The following is a 16,530-nucleotide window of genomic DNA, read 5'->3' as shown; positions in this document are numbered from 1 at the left end:
ACAATGAACTTTTTATCTAGGAATACATTGTTTTTATAATTTTAAGGTAGCTTAAAACATCGTAAAATTCAAAAAGTAGGATTTTACGATGTTTTTATTTTAGTAATATATTATATTAACTTTATTCTGTAGTGTCAGTTTGCTTGCAGTCTCCATCTAAATGAGGATAATATTTAACAGACCAAGCCTCTATCTCTTTAATAATTTTAGTTAAATCCTTTCCTTTGTCAGTAAGGAAATACTCAACCTTTGGAGGAATTTCTGCATAAACCTTCTTATCAACTAAATCTTCAACTTCCAATTCCTTTAGTTTCTCGTTCAACACCTTCTGACTTATTCCTTTTGTCATACGTTGTAGCTCTAAAAATCTTTTAGGCTCATTGTATAAATGACAAAGCAAAACAGCTTTCCATTTACCTCTAATAAAATCCATAGCAAAATCTAATAAGCAAACATATTTTTTGCCATTATAACTAATCATTCAATTACCTACTTTCAACCTTTTAATTCAATTTATTGATAAATGCAATTCTTTAAAAATATATTAATTTTAGGTGCTGTTAAAGCACCATGTTGAAATTAATTGGTTAATCATCCGACGCTTTAATGAGCTTACGCAAAGAATTAATATAATTTTGTCATATTCCATGGCTAAAACTGTAAACTCACTACGTTCGAACAGTACAGTTTCTTAACGCCATTCCATCTGAAAAAATCATTTAATTCTATTAGCTCGCTCATATAGCGTCTCCTGTATAACCAATTAATTTCAACAATATTCTTAAACATAGCCTAATTTCAATAATACTAAATAGAATCTAATCGGATTTAATACTAATTAGAATTACAGTATATATCAAGTAAACTAATAATAGCAAATCTAACGATGAAAATAAATGGAGCCTGATAAGAATATAAATTTTATTTCTCCTTAGAAGGCTGTGATTATGATAAATCTTACTAAAAAGTAAGTCATCTAACTAAAAAGTGCGTACTTGTAGCTTAATTTGTTGAATCATATAATAAGCACATGGTTTTAAAGTAAAGTGTGTGGAGGTATTAAATATGAAAGTTGTAGCTTTTAATGGAAGCCCAAAAAAGAATGGAAATACTTATGAGGCAATAAAGGCAGTGGCTGCAGAATTAGAGAAAGAAAATATAGAGGTAGAAATCATTCATGTTGGTAACAAAACAATTCGTGGATGTATGGATTGTGGTGGATGTAGCAGAAATATGAATGAAAGATGTGTAATGCAAAATGATGAAGTTAATGATTGGATTCAAAAAATGAAGGAAGCAGATGGAATTATTTTAGGATCACCAGTCCATTATGCTGCTATACCAGGTACTATGAAGTCATTTTTAGATAGAGCCTTCTATGTTACATCTATAAATAAAGGAATGCTTAGACATAAGGTTGGAGCAAGTGTGGTGGCTGTAAGAAGAGCTGGAGGGGTTCCAGTATTCAATCAGCTAAATAACTATTTAAATTACTCTGAAATGTTAATGCCTACATCTAATTATTGGAATGTAGCAAATGGCACAGCACCAGGAGAAGTATTACAAGATGAAGAGGGAATGCAAATCATGAGAGTATTAGGTAAAAATATGTCATGGTTATTAAAGCTTGTTAAGGCTGGAGAAGGTAACGTTCAAGAAAGTAAGAGAGAAGATAAAATATATACTAACTTTATAAGATAAGCTGGAAGATACGGATTTTTGAAATAATAATTGCTATAAAGGCTAAATTTTTGGCTGATAGTTTATGTTGCTAAATTCTATAGTAGAGATAAGAATTCTCATATAAATGGGGGTTCTTATTTTTTTACTGTAAAAAAAGTTGCTAAAGATGAAACACTTCAATCCGAAATCTATTTTTAAAGCTCTCACGGCTTCTGGTGAGAGAATTTAAAAATAATAAATTTTATTACTAAGTGGTACATCCATATATATAGATATAAAAAGGCACATCAGCAATTTTTTCATAAGATAATGAGATTTATAGGTTGTTACAAAAAGCAGTTACATATATTGACAACTAAATAAAAGCAAACTACAATGAAAAGTGGTAATAGAGTAGCACGGGATAGATTATATTTTTATATCAATTCATGCAATCGGTTGCATCGAGTTACTGTAAATTATAGATGCAATTGTTCATGAGGTAGCTATGGCAAACTAAGAAAGTTTTTAAAATAGTATTAATTAATAAAAATATAAGCCTTAAATATAATTTGTTAAAGAAAATTAAGGCTAGCAGAATTACCATTGTATATTGGGGCTAGGAGGGAAATACGTGATTGTATTAGAGAATGTTTGTAAAGAATTTAAAACAGTAAAGAAACAAGAGGGGCTTAAGGGAGCCTTTAAAGGGCTATTTTCAAGAGATTATACTTTGAAAAAGGCAGTTGACAACATGACCTTTACAATAAATAAAGGTGAGATAGTAGGTTATATAGGGGCTAACGGTGCAGGAAAGTCTACAACAATAAAGATGATGACTGGAATACTGACGCCGACTAGTGGAAAAGTTACTGTAGATGGTATAGTACCATATGAAAACAGAACGGAAAATGCAAAAAAGATAGGGGTAGTTTTTGGACAAAGAACTCAACTTTGGTGGGACTTAGCATTAAGAGAAACCTTCACTGTATTGAAAGAAATATATGAAGTCTCAAATGAGGATTTTCAGTATAGGATGAAGTTTTTAGACGACGTATTAGGACTTGGTGAATTCATGGCAACCCCTGTAAGAAGCCTTTCCTTAGGGCAAAGAATGAGAGCTGATCTTGCAGCATCACTTCTTCATAATCCTCAAATATTATATCTAGATGAACCAACTATTGGACTTGATGTTATGGTTAAGGAAAAAGTAAGAAAAGCTATTAAGGAAATAAATAAAGAATTTGGTACGACAGTTATATTAACTACTCATGATTTAAATGATATTGAAGAACTTTGCAACAGGATAATTATTATAGATAACGGTAAGAAAATTTATGATGGTAGCATCGAGGCAATAAAAAATACCTTTGGATACATGAGTCAAGTAGAGATAAAAGTAAAAAGTACTGAAGTTCTTGAAAGATTTGATATTAATAAGTCATTAAATTTCTCAAAAGATGATTTGTTAATAGAAGAGGGAATTGGGTCAGTAATAGTCACATTTAATAAGAATAAAATTCCTGTGTCAGATATAATCTATGTGATTATGAAAGAGTGTCCGGTATTAGATGTATCAATAAAAGAAACAAGCATAGAGGAAATAGTTAAGAAGATATATAGAAATGAGGTGAATGTTTAATGAAAAGGCTAGCAAAAGTTTATATGCCTTTCTTAAAATGTTCCATTCAGAGATTTGTAGCCTACAAAGCAAATGTATATATGTTCATACTAGGAAATATAATCGCCACTTTTGTAGTATATTATCTTTGGAAAGCTATTTTTGCTAATTCCCCTCAAGGAGTTATGTATGGTTTTACGGCTGCTGAGATGGCCTTATATGTATTTATGAGTAGGATAACAGCTGGAATACTGGATAATAATGCGACTTATTTTGTAGGAGGGGAAGTTAGGGATGGTTCTATAGCTATGTCCCTTATAAAACCAATAAATTTCAAGGGAAGGGTGCTTTTTCAATGCTTTGGAGGAACAGCAGCATTTCTAATATTTGCAGCCGTGCCTTTATGGATAATATTGTTGATTGTAAGATATGTGACTATTGGAGAGCTTCCTCCAGATATAATGACTTTAGCATTATATTTAATTAGCTGCATATTAGCATATTTCGTTCTTTTCTTTTTTAACTATTGTGTTGGGCTACTGGCATTTTCGTTTACGAATCTTTGGGGAATTTCACAAATTCAAGGAGCTGTTATTGAATTTTGCTCAGGCTCACTGATACCTTTAGTATTTTTTCCACACTGGTTTCAGAATGTACTAAAATTTGTACCTTTTTCATCGATGAATTATACACCAATAATGATATATCTGGGAAAAATAAAAGGTTATGAAATCCTAAATAGTTTATTAGTTCAAGTGGTGTGGATAGTGCTGCTTGCTTTATTAAGTACTTTCATGTGGAATAGATCGATGAAGAAACTAACCATACTTGGAGGTTAATATTATGAGATATGTTAAGCTTTATAAAAAGTTTTTTATTCAATATTTGAAAAGCCTAATGGAATATAAAGCGGATTTTTTATTAGGGTTATTTGGATTTTTTCTAATCCAAGCCTCTGGGATAGCTTTCATTAACCTAGTATTTAATAATATACCAACCCTAAATGGATGGAGTTATTATGATATGCTATTCATCTACGGATTTGCACAGTTACCAAGAGGTATTGATCATTTAATTATGGATAACATTTGGATTTTTGCAAGAGATATGGTAATACAAGGTACTTTTGATAGATATTTAGTAAGACCGATAAATCCATTTTTTCAAATGATATCTGAGAGGTTTCAACCTGATGCATTCGGAGAAATTATTGTAGGAATAGTGATTTTGGCTATTTCAGTGCCTAAGATAAGTATTTCTATATCTATATTCAATATTCTAATTTTCATAATACTTGTCTTTGCTGGAGCGGTAATCTATACTTCAATAAAGTTATTTTTTGCATCCTTTGCATTTTGGATTAAAAATTCTATAAATCTTATTTTTATGGTTTATAATATCAGTACTTTTGCAAAATATCCAATGAGTATTTATCCAAAAGCAATAAGTGTTATTGTTCAGTTCATTATCCCGTTTGCGTTTACTGCCTTCATTCCTGCGGAATATATCTTAGGAAAGGTTAGTTTTGTTTATGGGGTAGGAGGTACTATACTTTGTGCAGCTGTGGCTTGGATATTAGCATATGGACTTTGGACTAGAGGAATTAAGAGTTACGAAAGCTCAGGAAGCTAGGTCTCCTATATCGGAGCAAAGTAAAAATAATAAATATAAAGATGCACCACTTCATTTTAAAATAGTTTTTAGATTGAAGTGGTGCATCTTTATAAAGAACCATGAATTTAGAAGGTATACATCCTCCTTATCATGGTTCTTTTGCCTTTATAAAGTTATAGCTTATAATCCATAAACGTCAGAAAATTCAACATCCAATCTATCGATTAAGCTATTGGAATAGTTATCATAATTATATGAATAGATATTTTGATCTTGTATCTCAGAGTTATTTATAGATAGATTAACAGGTAGTTTAATGGTGAATCTAGTGGATTTTCCTACGTGGCTTTCTACTGAAATCTCACCTTGGTGCAACTCTACTAGTAATTTAACAATGGTTAAACCAATGCCACTTCCTTCGCTATTCCTGCTAAAGGATTTATCTACCTGTCTAAAGCGTTCAAAGATCATCTCTTGTTTATTTTTTGGTATACCAATTCCGGTATCTTCCACTTCAATAATTATACTATCTTCTCTATCGTAGATATTTACAGTGATTTTATCGCCTTCATCAGTAAACTTAACAGCATTAGAAAGTAGGTTTAATATTATCCTTTCAATACTAAATGGATCACAAATTATTACCTTATTCTTTATATCTGAATTAAATTCTAATATGCGGTTTTTGTTTTCTACATAATCTGAAACGGAGTAAGTTATAATACGTATAATATCAACAATATTATACTTCTGTAAATTTAAATCAAAGGAATTTGAAGTTATTCTAGTTATATCAACTATATTGTTTACCAATTTCAAAAGTCTATAATTATTTTGCTTGATGATATTAGCATATTTATCTAGTTTTTCATTGATCACAAAGCTTACATTATTGTTTCTATATAGATTTAACATTTGCAGCGCACAAAAAGAAAGATTAAGTGGAGTTTTCAATTCATGAGATAAGTTAGCAAAAAGCTCTAACTTTAGTTGATTATATTCAAATTGTTCCCTGAGCATTGTATATTCGGTAACATCTACTACGCAGCTCAAGGTTCCTTCAATGATGCCGTTTTCATCTCTTAAAAGTGCATTACGGCTATAAGCTATTCTTTCCTCTCCAGAGTTAGTTAATATAACTCCGCTTGAATATTCAACTAGTTCCCCGTTTATAGTCTTTTCAAAATCAGTTTTTATTTTCTCTCTATCTTTTTCATGAATGAAGGTTTCATGCCATATCTTTCCGATTATTTCTTCTTCACTGCAGCCTAGGATCTCACAACCTTTTCGATTAATTAATACTATTCGACCATTTTTATCTAGAACGAAGAATAAAACTTCAGCAATATCAAGGTATTTTTTTAAGTTGTCTCGCTCTTTTTTTAGCTGAGATGTTCTTTCTTTAACTTTATTATCTAATATCTCATTGGAATACTCTAAATCATTATATAATCTCGCATTTTCTAATGAGATTATTATTTGAGAGGAGAGTAGTTCTAGCGCTTTTAATCTTTTGCTAGTGAAAGCACCAGTTATCAGGTTATTTTCAAGATAAATTAGTCCCTTTAAGTCCTTCTGATTTATTAAAGGAAAACATAAGATTGATTTAGGCTTTTGTTCTATGATGTATTTATCTATGCTGAAACTTGTAGATGTAATAGAATTTTCTAAAATAATACTTTCACTTGTTCTGCTAACATAATTAATGATGCTTAATGGAAGGCTTTCGTATTCTGAAAGTTTCATATCTTGAAAAATAGTTATTTTTTCTTCATAACTTTCCTTGATACCTTTAATTATAAAATCATTAGATTTTTTCATGATAAATACAGCTTTTTCTGCACCTATATTTTCCACTATGCTTTTGATTAATTTTTTTATAAGTTCATCTAAGACAATTTCTTGAGAAATAGCTTGACTAGCTTTCATAATTGTATTGAAATCAATAAGTTCAGACATGGTAACCGTTGAATTATCATCATATTTTTCTTGTTCAAAATCATCATTAAAAATTCTAGGGTATTTAGCATTTAGATTTTTAATCTTAGCTACTGCCCCCCAGCGTTTATAACATGAGTATGATTCTTTCAGATGTAGTCTTGCATAGTTATGATTATCTTTAATGAGCCAAAACTGACCAGCTAGTTCATTTGCCAAAGCCTCATCATTCAGATATTCATATTCCTTTGCCATTGAAATAGCCTTATGATAATGTTCAATAGCTTCATATGGTCTATCTTTAACTCTTAAGAGCTCTGCTTCAACTAAATGGAATTTATGCGAAAAATTCATTGGAGCATATTTAGACCAATGTCTAAGGCTTTCTTGATTTTGTTCTACTTTAGTTAAAAATTCTATTTTATCATCAGCTGAAGCGGAAGAATATAAAGCAAGCCTTGATAGTGAATCAAAATAATATAAAACGGCAATATCGAACATTCCAGCCACACCAGATAAGTTTTCCTCAGCTTTTTTGGCATACTTCAGTGCTAGAGAATATTCTCCAAAAAAATAACATAGTATGGTTTTATTTAGAAAAATAAAAAATAGTGCAACCATATCTCGAGTATTATTTACAAGAGAAAGCATTTCATTTTCGTTACACAATTTTCCTGATAAAAGAATAGAATCTTTTGATTTTCCCTGAAGGTTCAAAACAATTTGTCCGAAAATTTTTTCGTAATTTAGCGAAGAACATATCTTTATTTTTTCTATTACTCTGATGTTACTGCAGATTTCTTTTTCAAGAATATCAAGTGGTCGTCCTAGATAAAAGGAATTTTTGGCATGTCCTGCTAAACAACAAGCAGCATTTTCAAAATTACCATTTTCAACTCCCACATTAAAACCTTCAATAAACTGATTAAGTGTCAATCTAAGATGATCCTTCCAATGTTTAATGCTGTAGCTATTCATATCTAACACTATTGCTTTATATTGATTGAGATTTGATCTACCTACTAATTCAATGCTTACATTACCAATTCTACAGCCTAATTCAATATCATTATGTTTTGTACAAAGCGATAATCCATAAAAAGTATAGGCCCCTGGGGAGAGCGGAGAATTACCGTATTTTAGTGAAAGTTCTACCATCTTGCAGCTTAAGATAGGGGTCAGCATGGGGGCAGTCTTGTAAGTTGCAGGAGTTGTATTTAACATAATCTCCATTGCTGAAAGTTTTATCGGATCGCTCATAGTCGGCAAATTAAGTAGATCTTCTGGCTCTATTCCTGACATAAGATTCTTTATGGTGCTAAAAGCTTTTTCTACGTCAATCTGGTCAGGCCTCGTAGGTATTTCTATACCAATTAATTTAAGAACGAATAGGCCGGTTTCTAATGCCTCTTGATATTTAAGTTGAGCTTGATAAGCTTGTATTTTTATATTATAAATTCTCACTTTATCTGAAAGTAGCTTTGAGTTATTCAAAACAATTTCTGCGTACTTTTCCAGCTCAATATAATTACTATTTAGATAGCACATTTCAGTGATTTCTACATGAAGCTGCAGAGTAAGTTCATAGTTTTCTTCCCAGGAGTTACTACATAGCATTTCAATACCAGTTTTAAAATGGACAAATGCCGCAGTATATGCAGAGGCCTCTTTTGCAATCATACCTGCCTCAAAATTTAGACTTATGAGGTTTAAATATTCTTGAAGATCATCTATAATATGTTTTCCTACATTAAGATGCCTTAATGGCTCAAATATATAGTCACTTTCCAAATCATTAGAGTATTTCTCAAGCAATAGCTGGCCGATATGTAAATGAATTTTATGCTTGATTTTATCATTCAATAAACAATAAATATCTTGCTGAATACGCTCATGTAGAAATTCAAATCTAGGATTATCCTCTGAAGGATCAGAATTTGTATCTTTTATGTTAGTTATTAATCCTTCTTCAATAGCAAACTGTAAATCATATAAAGCTGAGTCCAAGGTTCTATTAGTAACTAAAGAGAGCGTTTGCAGATCAAATTGATTACCTATGCAAGCAGCATTAATTAATAAATCTTTAGTTGAAGCTGATAAGGTTTCAAACTTTAATAACAGCATTTCTATTATATTTTCTGTGATATCTAATCTTTTGATTTTTGCAAGGTCAAAACACCACTGCATTAAATCATAATTAAACCAAATATAACCTTTTTGATATAAAACCTGTAAAAACTGATTTATTAAAAAGGGATTTCCTTGAGCTTTTGAATAGGCCAAATTTGAAAGTTCTTTAATTTTAGACAGATCTTCTGTTGTATCTAAGGTATCCTTAACTAGTAACTCAACTTCATCATTTTTCAAAGGTTTCAATTCTATAGTATTAACCAGTGAATTATCTATTACTAGTTCATCACTCATTAACTTAATTGGTTTAAGCAATTTATCGTCATCATCACCAATACATGCTATTATTAGTAAATACTTAATAGAAGTACTGGTCATTAGCATTTCTATAAAACCTAAACTAGCAGGGTCAATCCATTGTAAATCATCAATAAGTATTACTAGAGGATGTTCTTTTTGTGCAATTGCCATCATGAAGTTTAGAAAAGCAAGTCTAAATCTATTTTGAGCTTCCGTCGCTCCTAGCTTAGGAACATCTGGTTGCTGTCCGATTATTAACTTTAAAGAAGGTAGAATACTAGTAAGTATTTGGCCATTGTTACCAACGGCATTTAGTATTCTTTCACGCCATAATGCCAGTTCTGAGGAAGATTTCATGAGAAGCTGACTTATAAAATCTTCAAAGGCATGAATTAAAGCGAGATAAGGCAGTTCTCTTTGAGCTTGTTCAAACTTGCCAGTTACAAAACTATAAGAGTTTTTTATGCCTGTATTATAAAGCTGGTTAATAAATGTGGATTTACCTACTCCTGAACTTCCTTTAATAAATAATAACTCCTTAGAGCCGTCTTTTACTTTCTCCAGTGAGTTAAATAGCTGTTTAAGCTCTTTATCCTTACCATATAATTTAGAGGAGACTAGAAAGCGATTACAAAAATCTTTACTGCCTATTTTAAAATATTCTATTTGCCCTTTTGCTTTATAGCTTTCTTCACATCTTTTTAAATCCCACTCTAGACCTATCAAACTTTGATATCTGTCATCAGGCATTTTTGACATGAGCTTCATAACTATATCTGATAGAACTTGAGGAATGCTACTATTAATTTTAATTGGAGGTATAGCTTCTTTTGCCATATGTGAATAAATGAGTTCAAATTTGTCTGGATTATCAAATGGCAAAATGCCTGTTAACATCTCATAAAAAATAATTCCTAGTGAATAAAAATTTGCTCTATAATCAACTGCTTTATCTAATCTTTCTGTATTTTCTGGAGCCATATATTCTAAATAGTATGGTAAGTGTTCAATATTTTTTTGATTTTGGTTCTTAGATTTTTTATATATTGAATTATTAGATTCAACAATATCTATATTTTCATAATCGTCTATTAAAATATTATAAGGCGTAATATTTCGATGAAACACTTTATTTCTATGAATTTCATCTAGAGAATTAATCAGTAGGGCAGCAATATGAAAAAAATCTTCTAACTTGATTACTTTATTTTTGATCAGATTTTTAAGTGAGGTATCTTTTAAATTTCCATCAATTTCGTATCCCTTAATCTTTATCACAAGTTATCTCTCCCTGCTATTTTATGTATTATTGTTAAAGCTGAATTATTTCAGTCAGAAAACTATTTTAAAGTTCTCACGGCTTCTTATTTGAAAATTTGAAAATACAAGTTTAAATCATACATAATTCATATTTGTATGATGGTTTGGATTTTAAATATCTAAATGAGTAACAGTAAAATAATCTATATATTTACATATATATACAATATATTAACATTAATGACCATATACTTCAATGGTTTCCATAATTAGTGAAAAAATATAAAATCCTTAAAATATGAAGTGGTACATCTATATCTGAACGTAATTAATTAAATTGTCTAAGGACCAGTGAAAAAAGAATTAGCTATTGTAATAGTTGTGCAATAATGGATTTATATGTTAAAATGTTTTTATTACATTTAAGAAAGGAAGTGTCTTTATGTTTAGTAAAAAGAGCAGTGTATTAAGGGTGGTTTTTGAATAACACGCCTGAGATACTTTTAAATATTATCGCCTTGCGTGTTATTCTTTTATCACCTTTATTTGTTAGAGGATTATAAGAATAACATATCAAAGGAGAGTATTAATAAATGAGAAATTTTGAAAAAACTGAAAGCTATTATAAAAATTATGGGAAGTTTTTTGAAGAAAACAAAATGCTTGGACCAAATGCAATGTGGTTAATAGAGATTCTTTGTGAAAAGATGGATTTAAAACCTGGTATGCGTGTATTAGATATGGGCTGTGGAATGGGATTAACTTCAATATATCTTGCTAAAGAGTTCGGGGTAACAGTATTTGCAAATGATTTATGGATAAACCCAACGGATAATTATCATCGCTTTGTGGAAATGAAAGTAGAAGATAAAGTATTTCCAATTCGTGCAGAGGCTCATTCCTTACCTTATGCAGAAGGGTATTTCGATGCTGCTATTAGTATTGATGCATACCACTATTTTGGAACTGATGAAATTTATCTTCCTAACTATTATTCAAAACTAGTAAAGAAAGGTGGTCAATTTGGAATTGTGAGTCCTGGACTTACAAGAGAATTCACAAATGGTCTGCCTGAGAAAATGAAAGATTTTTGGGAACCAGATATGTATTGTTTCCATAGTGCTAGCTGGTGGAAGGAATTGTGGAGTAAGACTGGCATAGTTGATGTTACTTATGCAGACACTATAGAAGATGGAAAAGAGCTATGGAGGACCACTGCTGATTTTGATCTTCATGATGCTGATATAGAAAATTACCTAACGCTCATAGCAATGACTGCAATTAAAAAATAGAGTATTAGGAGCTGGTGCACTTAGAGTTAATAATTCATTGTGTGCTAGCTTTTTTTAATTAATAAAAAGTTAAGTAATTATTTGACAATAGTTTGATATCAAACTATAATAAAAATATGAATTCAAAAGATATAATATCATTAATTTCAAAAATAAGAGAAAGTGCAAATGGATTTATTATTAAAGAGATGGAGAAGTATGGAGTCATAGGACTTGGAACGTCTCACGGAGACATAATTTTTGCACTGTTAAAAAATGAAAAACTAACGATGAAGGAGTTAGCAGAAAAAATAGATAAGGATAAATCAACTGTAACTGCGCTTGTAGATAAATTAATAAAGCAGGGATATGTTGAGAAAACAAGAGACACTGAAGATAATCGGGTTGTGTTTGTATCTTTAACTAGCGTGGGGAGAGAGCTAAAACCTATGTTTGACTTAATATCAAAGGACTTAATGACAGTAGTGTATAAAAATATATCAAAAGATGAAGAGGAGGATTTATTTAAAATTTTAAAGAAAATAAAAAATAATTTTTAATTTTTTTATGCATATAGTTTGATATAAAACTACTTGTGTAAAATTTAATTTTTATGACGCTTTAGATTATAAACATTAATAATTTTCAATAAATTAAATGAATTTAGGAGGGAATAATAAATATGGGAAATGTAAAAATCTTCAGAAGTGTTGCTAAGCTTAAAAATGTTGAAATGTTCTATCTAGACACAAGAATAGAGGCTCAAGTTATTGTTTGTCTTCACGGGAAATATGGAAGAGCAGAGACTTGGCATGATTTTATAAGAGAATATGGCGATAAATATAGGATTATAGCACCAGATCAAAGAGGACATGGACTAAGCAGTAAACCTTTAGCTGAATACACCTATGAAGAAATGGCCGAAGATATTATAGAGCTATTAAATTTTCTGGAGATTGATTCTGTAATTATAGTAGGTCATTCTATGGGGGGAGCAGTTGCAGGAAACTTAGCTGCGTTATATCCAAAGCATGTAAGTGCAGCTGCAATTATGGATATGTCTGCAGCTGGATCAAAAACTTCTAACAAAGTTATAACTGAAGGGGAGGAGCTTGTTGATTTTTTTACAAAAGACTGGCCATTGCCATTTGCTACTTTGAATGAAGCAATGAACTTTATTAAAAAAGCTACTGGATCAGATTTTGAATATCAGTATTTTATGAATAGCTTGATAGAAACCGTAGACGGATATGGAATGCTGTTTAGCCGTAAAGCGATGGCTCTTATTGGTAAAAATAAAAAGGAGTGGTTTAATCTTTTGTCAAGTATAAAGTGCCCAACGATCTTGATTAGATCAAGTAGTCATGAAGCTGTTCCTGATGAGGAATTTATAAAGATGCAAAACTTAATACCTAATTGTATTTCTTATGAAGTGTCACATCCAGATCATAATGTACATTTAGCTAATAAAGAAGAATTTTATAGATGTTTTGATAAATTTCTAGAAGGACTTAAAATTTTTTAGTTCTTTAGATTTATTATATGGAGCCATTTCGGAACATAAGTAACTTAAGTTTTGAAATGGCTATTTTTTATTGTAAAACCATATCATAACATTTATGCAATATGGTAACATAAGATTATTATGATTATTTTATTTATCCCATTAGAAATCTTTTGTAATTGCTTAAGTAAGTGAAAGCTGCGGGAATTTAATTAAGATATATTTTAGAAAGGTATTTTATTCAATTATTTTATGTGAATATAATCAAAGGGTGGTAATATAAATGCTAAAAAAAACTATTATGAATAGCTACAAAAATATAGTAGAAGAGATTAAAAAAGTTGATTTGAGATCTTTCAGTGATGAAGAGATATTAACTAAGTCAAATAGATTAAAGGAACTAGCATCTGAGGGAGGGTTAGCAAGTGAACTTCTTATAGATGGCTTTGCGTTAGTGAAAGAGGCTGTAAAAAGAACTTTAGGCTTTGATGTTTATGATGTACAGTTATTAGCTGCAGTAGCACTTAGTGAAAGAAAGTTAATTGAAATGCAGACTGGTGAAGGAAAAACCCTTACAGCTGTATTTCCAGCGTACCTCCAGAGTGTTTTCAAAAAAGGTGTACATATACTTACCTTTAATGATTATTTAGCAAAGAGAGATGCTCTTTGGATGAAACCAATATATGAAGCTTTAGGAGTAACTGTTGGATTTATTCAAGAAAATATGGGTGTTAATGAAAAGAAGCAAGCCTATGCTTGTGATATAACTTATGTTACTGCAAAGGAAGCTGGGTTTGATTATCTTAGGGATTCCATTTGTTACAGTAAAAAAGATTTAATACATAGACCTTTTTACTTTGCAATTATAGATGAAGCTGATTCTATATTAATAGATGAAGCAAGAGTGCCTCTTGTAATAGCTTCTAGCTCAGATGAAAAAGAGCTAAATCTAAGAAAAGTTAGAGAAACTGTAGCAACACTAAATTCATCGTATGATTACACCACTGACGAATATTCAATAAATGTATATTTAACAGATAGCGGTATAGATCATATTGAGGAGACACTTGGCTGTGGAAACCTATATGCTGAAGAAAACTTTGATTTATTAAGAAAAGTAAATAGTGCGCTTTATGCTGATGTGCTTTTAGAGAAAGATATAGATTACATTGTAAGAGACAGCAAGATTGAAATGGTAGATGAATTTACAGGCCGTGTAGCAAAGAATAGACATTGGCCGGATGGACTTCAAGGAGCATTAGAAACTAAAGAAAACCTAGATGTGCAGTCAAGGGGAAGAATTATAACGCAAATAACCCTTCAACATTTTATTGAATTATATGAGGGTGTAGCTGGCATGACAGGAACTGCTGTTGATGCAGAATATGAGCTGTATGATGTTTATGGCATGGAGATTGCAGTAATACCACCTAATCGTAAATCCTTCAGAAAAGATATGCCAAACTACGTGTTTACTCATAAGGATGCAAAACATAAGGCTTTGGTTAAGGAAATAGAAAAAGTACATTCTACAGGTCAGCCTATCCTTATAGGAACTAGCAGTGTTAAAGAATCTTCGGAATTAGCAGCTCAATTGTTGAGTAGTGGAGTTAACTGCCAAGTACTAAATGCTAAAAATGATGAGTTAGAGGCGAAAATCATTGAAAGAGCAGGGGTTTTGGGAGCTGTGACTGTTTCTACAAATATGGCTGGCCGTGGAATTGATATATTGCTTGGTGGCCCTGAAGGGGAAGAAAGAGATAAAATAAAAGAGTTAGGTGGGCTATACGTTATTGGAACCAATCTTCACGAGAGTCTACGCATTGATAAACAGTTAAAAGGAAGATCAGGGAGACAAGGTGATCCAGGGATAACAAGGTTCTTTGTGAGTTTAGAGGATGATCTTATTGTAAAGTATGGAATACAAAATATTATCCCTGAAAGAAGAATGCCAAAACAAATGAATGAATCACTATCAAATCCTATATTCAACTATAAAATAAATCAAGTACAGAGAATTGTTCAGGGAAAAAATTCAGATTTAAGACGAGAACTATATAAGTTCTCCTTTATATTAAATGATCAAAGACAATGTATGTACAATAATCGTATAGAAATAATTAATGGTGAATTTGATGATGAAATTTTGCATAAAGAATTTTCAAGTTTACAGGATAAGCTAAAACTAAAATATACTGATGCTGAGATCGAACAATTTAAAAGGAATCTGAGATTATTTAATATTGATAAAGGCTGGGCAGAATATCTTGATAAAATCGCTAACATTAAAGAAGGAATTCATCTTAACATTTTAGGTGGAAAGAATCCACTAACAGTATTTAATTTAACTTTAGTGGAAGAGTTTGAAGTTCGTCAGCAGGAAATAGAAGAGGCAATAAAAGCTGATTATATAAAACTTCAAAATTCAGAAATTACCTTTGAAGAAATTAATGAGAGGAATAAACCACCGCTTTCCACCTGGACATATTTTGTAAATGATAACTCACTTGATGGTATTCTGGGTATAGGAATGTTAGCAATTGTTGCAGTGGTGGAAGCAGGAAAACTATTAGGTAACAAAAGTTTAAAGAAGCATTTTTCTGCACTGATGTTTGACATAGAATCGGTTTATTATAAGTTTTTAAGTAAAGATATATAAATAGAAGAGCTCAATTTTCACATATTGAATCACTTATTGCCAGAAAAGAGCCTATGAGAAAACTCCAATAGTTTTAATGTGTAGAATTAAAATTATTGGAGTTTTAATATTTAAGCTATATATTATACCATTATACTCTTCTATGATATAATTACCATTAATTGAATCATAATACAATTTATGTGAAAGTAAAATTGAGGAGTAGATTAAAGTGGATGTGGATGATAAAAATAAGATTATAAAAGACGAGGAAGAGTATTTTAATTTAAACAGATTTTTAAAGAAAAAAGAAAATCAATACATACTTAAAGTTTTTGGAGTATCCTTGGTTCTATATATACTAGCAGGAAATTTTGTTACAACTGAAGGAGGCAGTACTTCATATTTTTTAGCTTTAATAGCTTCAGTATTAGTTGTTAATGGATATGAAAAAACAAAAGAAAATAGTATTGAAAAATAGTTGTATCAGTCCGTACCAAAATCTATTTTTAAAACTCTCACAGCTTCTGGTGAGAGAATGTAAAAATATAAATTTTAATACTAAGTGGTACATCCGTATGATTAAAATTAA

At 30.7% G+C, this 16,530-nt stretch carries 11 protein-coding genes; 9 read left to right on the top strand and 2 right to left on the bottom strand.

Annotated elements, in window-relative coordinates; translation table 11 throughout:
* Window positions 1-121 precede the first annotated feature (121 nt).
* Window positions 122-481, bottom strand: coding sequence for a winged helix-turn-helix transcriptional regulator (locus J3477_RS09520; RefSeq protein ID WP_206869737.1), 360 nt, complete (start codon window positions 479-481; stop codon window positions 122-124).
* A 584-nt stretch (window positions 482-1,065) separates the two neighbouring features.
* On the opposite strand from J3477_RS09520, the gene J3477_RS09515 reads away from it, so the two are divergent.
* The 4 genes from J3477_RS09515 (at window position 1,066) to J3477_RS09500 (ending at window position 4,915) form a co-directional block, all read left to right on the top strand.
* Entirely contained in the window at window positions 1,066-1,701 is a 636-nt protein-coding gene (locus tag J3477_RS09515; RefSeq protein WP_206869736.1) for a flavodoxin family protein, read from the top strand.
* Between the two features lie 595 nt (window positions 1,702-2,296).
* Window positions 2,297-3,304 (top strand): ABC transporter ATP-binding protein, encoded by a 1,008-nt coding sequence (locus tag J3477_RS09510; protein WP_206869735.1) that lies wholly within the window; start codon window positions 2,297-2,299, stop codon window positions 3,302-3,304.
* The gene (locus J3477_RS09505) at window positions 3,304-4,122 is read left to right on the top strand and encodes an ABC transporter permease (protein ID WP_206869734.1); all 819 of its coding nucleotides are present in this window, start codon (window positions 3,304-3,306) and stop codon (window positions 4,120-4,122) included. Before J3477_RS09510 ends, J3477_RS09505 begins: the two co-directional genes overlap by 1 nt.
* Before the next feature lies 1 nt (window position 4,123).
* Window positions 4,124-4,915, top strand: coding sequence for an ABC transporter permease (locus J3477_RS09500; RefSeq protein ID WP_206870711.1), 792 nt, complete (start codon window positions 4,124-4,126; stop codon window positions 4,913-4,915).
* 162 nt (window positions 4,916-5,077) lie between these two features.
* On the opposite strand, the gene J3477_RS09495 is transcribed toward J3477_RS09500, so the two are convergent.
* Entirely contained in the window at window positions 5,078-10,543 is a 5,466-nt protein-coding gene (locus J3477_RS09495; protein ID WP_206869733.1) for an AAA family ATPase, read from the bottom strand.
* 575 nt (window positions 10,544-11,118) lie between these two features.
* Between J3477_RS09495 and J3477_RS09490 the strand changes: the two genes are divergently transcribed.
* From J3477_RS09490 to J3477_RS09470, 5 genes are all read left to right on the top strand, one after another.
* On the top strand, window positions 11,119-11,817 hold the full coding sequence (locus tag J3477_RS09490; RefSeq protein WP_228731257.1) for an SAM-dependent methyltransferase: 699 nt from the start codon (window positions 11,119-11,121) through the stop codon (window positions 11,815-11,817).
* A gap of 116 nt (window positions 11,818-11,933) precedes the next feature.
* Window positions 11,934-12,356, top strand: coding sequence for a MarR family winged helix-turn-helix transcriptional regulator (locus J3477_RS09485; protein WP_206869732.1), 423 nt, complete (start codon window positions 11,934-11,936; stop codon window positions 12,354-12,356).
* 122 nt (window positions 12,357-12,478) lie between these two features.
* Window positions 12,479-13,321 (top strand): alpha/beta fold hydrolase, encoded by an 843-nt coding sequence (locus tag J3477_RS09480; RefSeq protein WP_206869731.1) that lies wholly within the window; start codon window positions 12,479-12,481, stop codon window positions 13,319-13,321.
* A 262-nt stretch (window positions 13,322-13,583) separates the two neighbouring features.
* Window positions 13,584-15,959 (top strand): preprotein translocase subunit SecA, encoded by a 2,376-nt coding sequence (locus tag J3477_RS09475; RefSeq protein WP_206869730.1) that lies wholly within the window; start codon window positions 13,584-13,586, stop codon window positions 15,957-15,959.
* 211 nt (window positions 15,960-16,170) lie between these two features.
* Complete coding sequence (locus J3477_RS09470) at window positions 16,171-16,419, top strand: hypothetical protein (protein ID WP_206869729.1); 249 nt, start codon at window positions 16,171-16,173, stop codon at window positions 16,417-16,419.
* The last annotated feature ends 111 nt before the right edge of the window (window positions 16,420-16,530 follow it).

Source organism: Clostridium zeae, assembly GCF_017312485.1.
Taxonomy (GTDB): Bacteria; Bacillota; Clostridia; order Clostridiales; family Clostridiaceae; genus Clostridium_AR; species Clostridium_AR zeae.
This window is presented reverse-complemented; position numbering and strand designations above follow the sequence as displayed.

What these genes read in the sequence shown, in the direction of transcription:
- J3477_RS09520 (WP_206869737.1), bottom strand. Translation starts at nt 481, where the DNA reads ATGATTAGTTATAATGGCAAAAAATATGTTTGCTTATTAGATTTTGCT.
- J3477_RS09515 (WP_206869736.1), top strand. Translation starts at nt 1,066, where the DNA reads ATGAAAGTTGTAGCTTTTAATGGAAGCCCAAAAAAGAATGGAAATACT.
- J3477_RS09505 (WP_206869734.1), top strand. Translation starts at nt 3,304, where the DNA reads ATGAAAAGGCTAGCAAAAGTTTATATGCCTTTCTTAAAATGTTCCATT.
- J3477_RS09490 (WP_228731257.1), top strand. Translation starts at nt 11,119, where the DNA reads ATGAGAAATTTTGAAAAAACTGAAAGCTATTATAAAAATTATGGGAAG.
- J3477_RS09485 (WP_206869732.1), top strand. Translation starts at nt 11,934, where the DNA reads ATGAATTCAAAAGATATAATATCATTAATTTCAAAAATAAGAGAAAGT.
- J3477_RS09480 (WP_206869731.1), top strand. Translation starts at nt 12,479, where the DNA reads ATGGGAAATGTAAAAATCTTCAGAAGTGTTGCTAAGCTTAAAAATGTT.
- J3477_RS09475 (WP_206869730.1), top strand. Translation starts at nt 13,584, where the DNA reads ATGCTAAAAAAAACTATTATGAATAGCTACAAAAATATAGTAGAAGAG.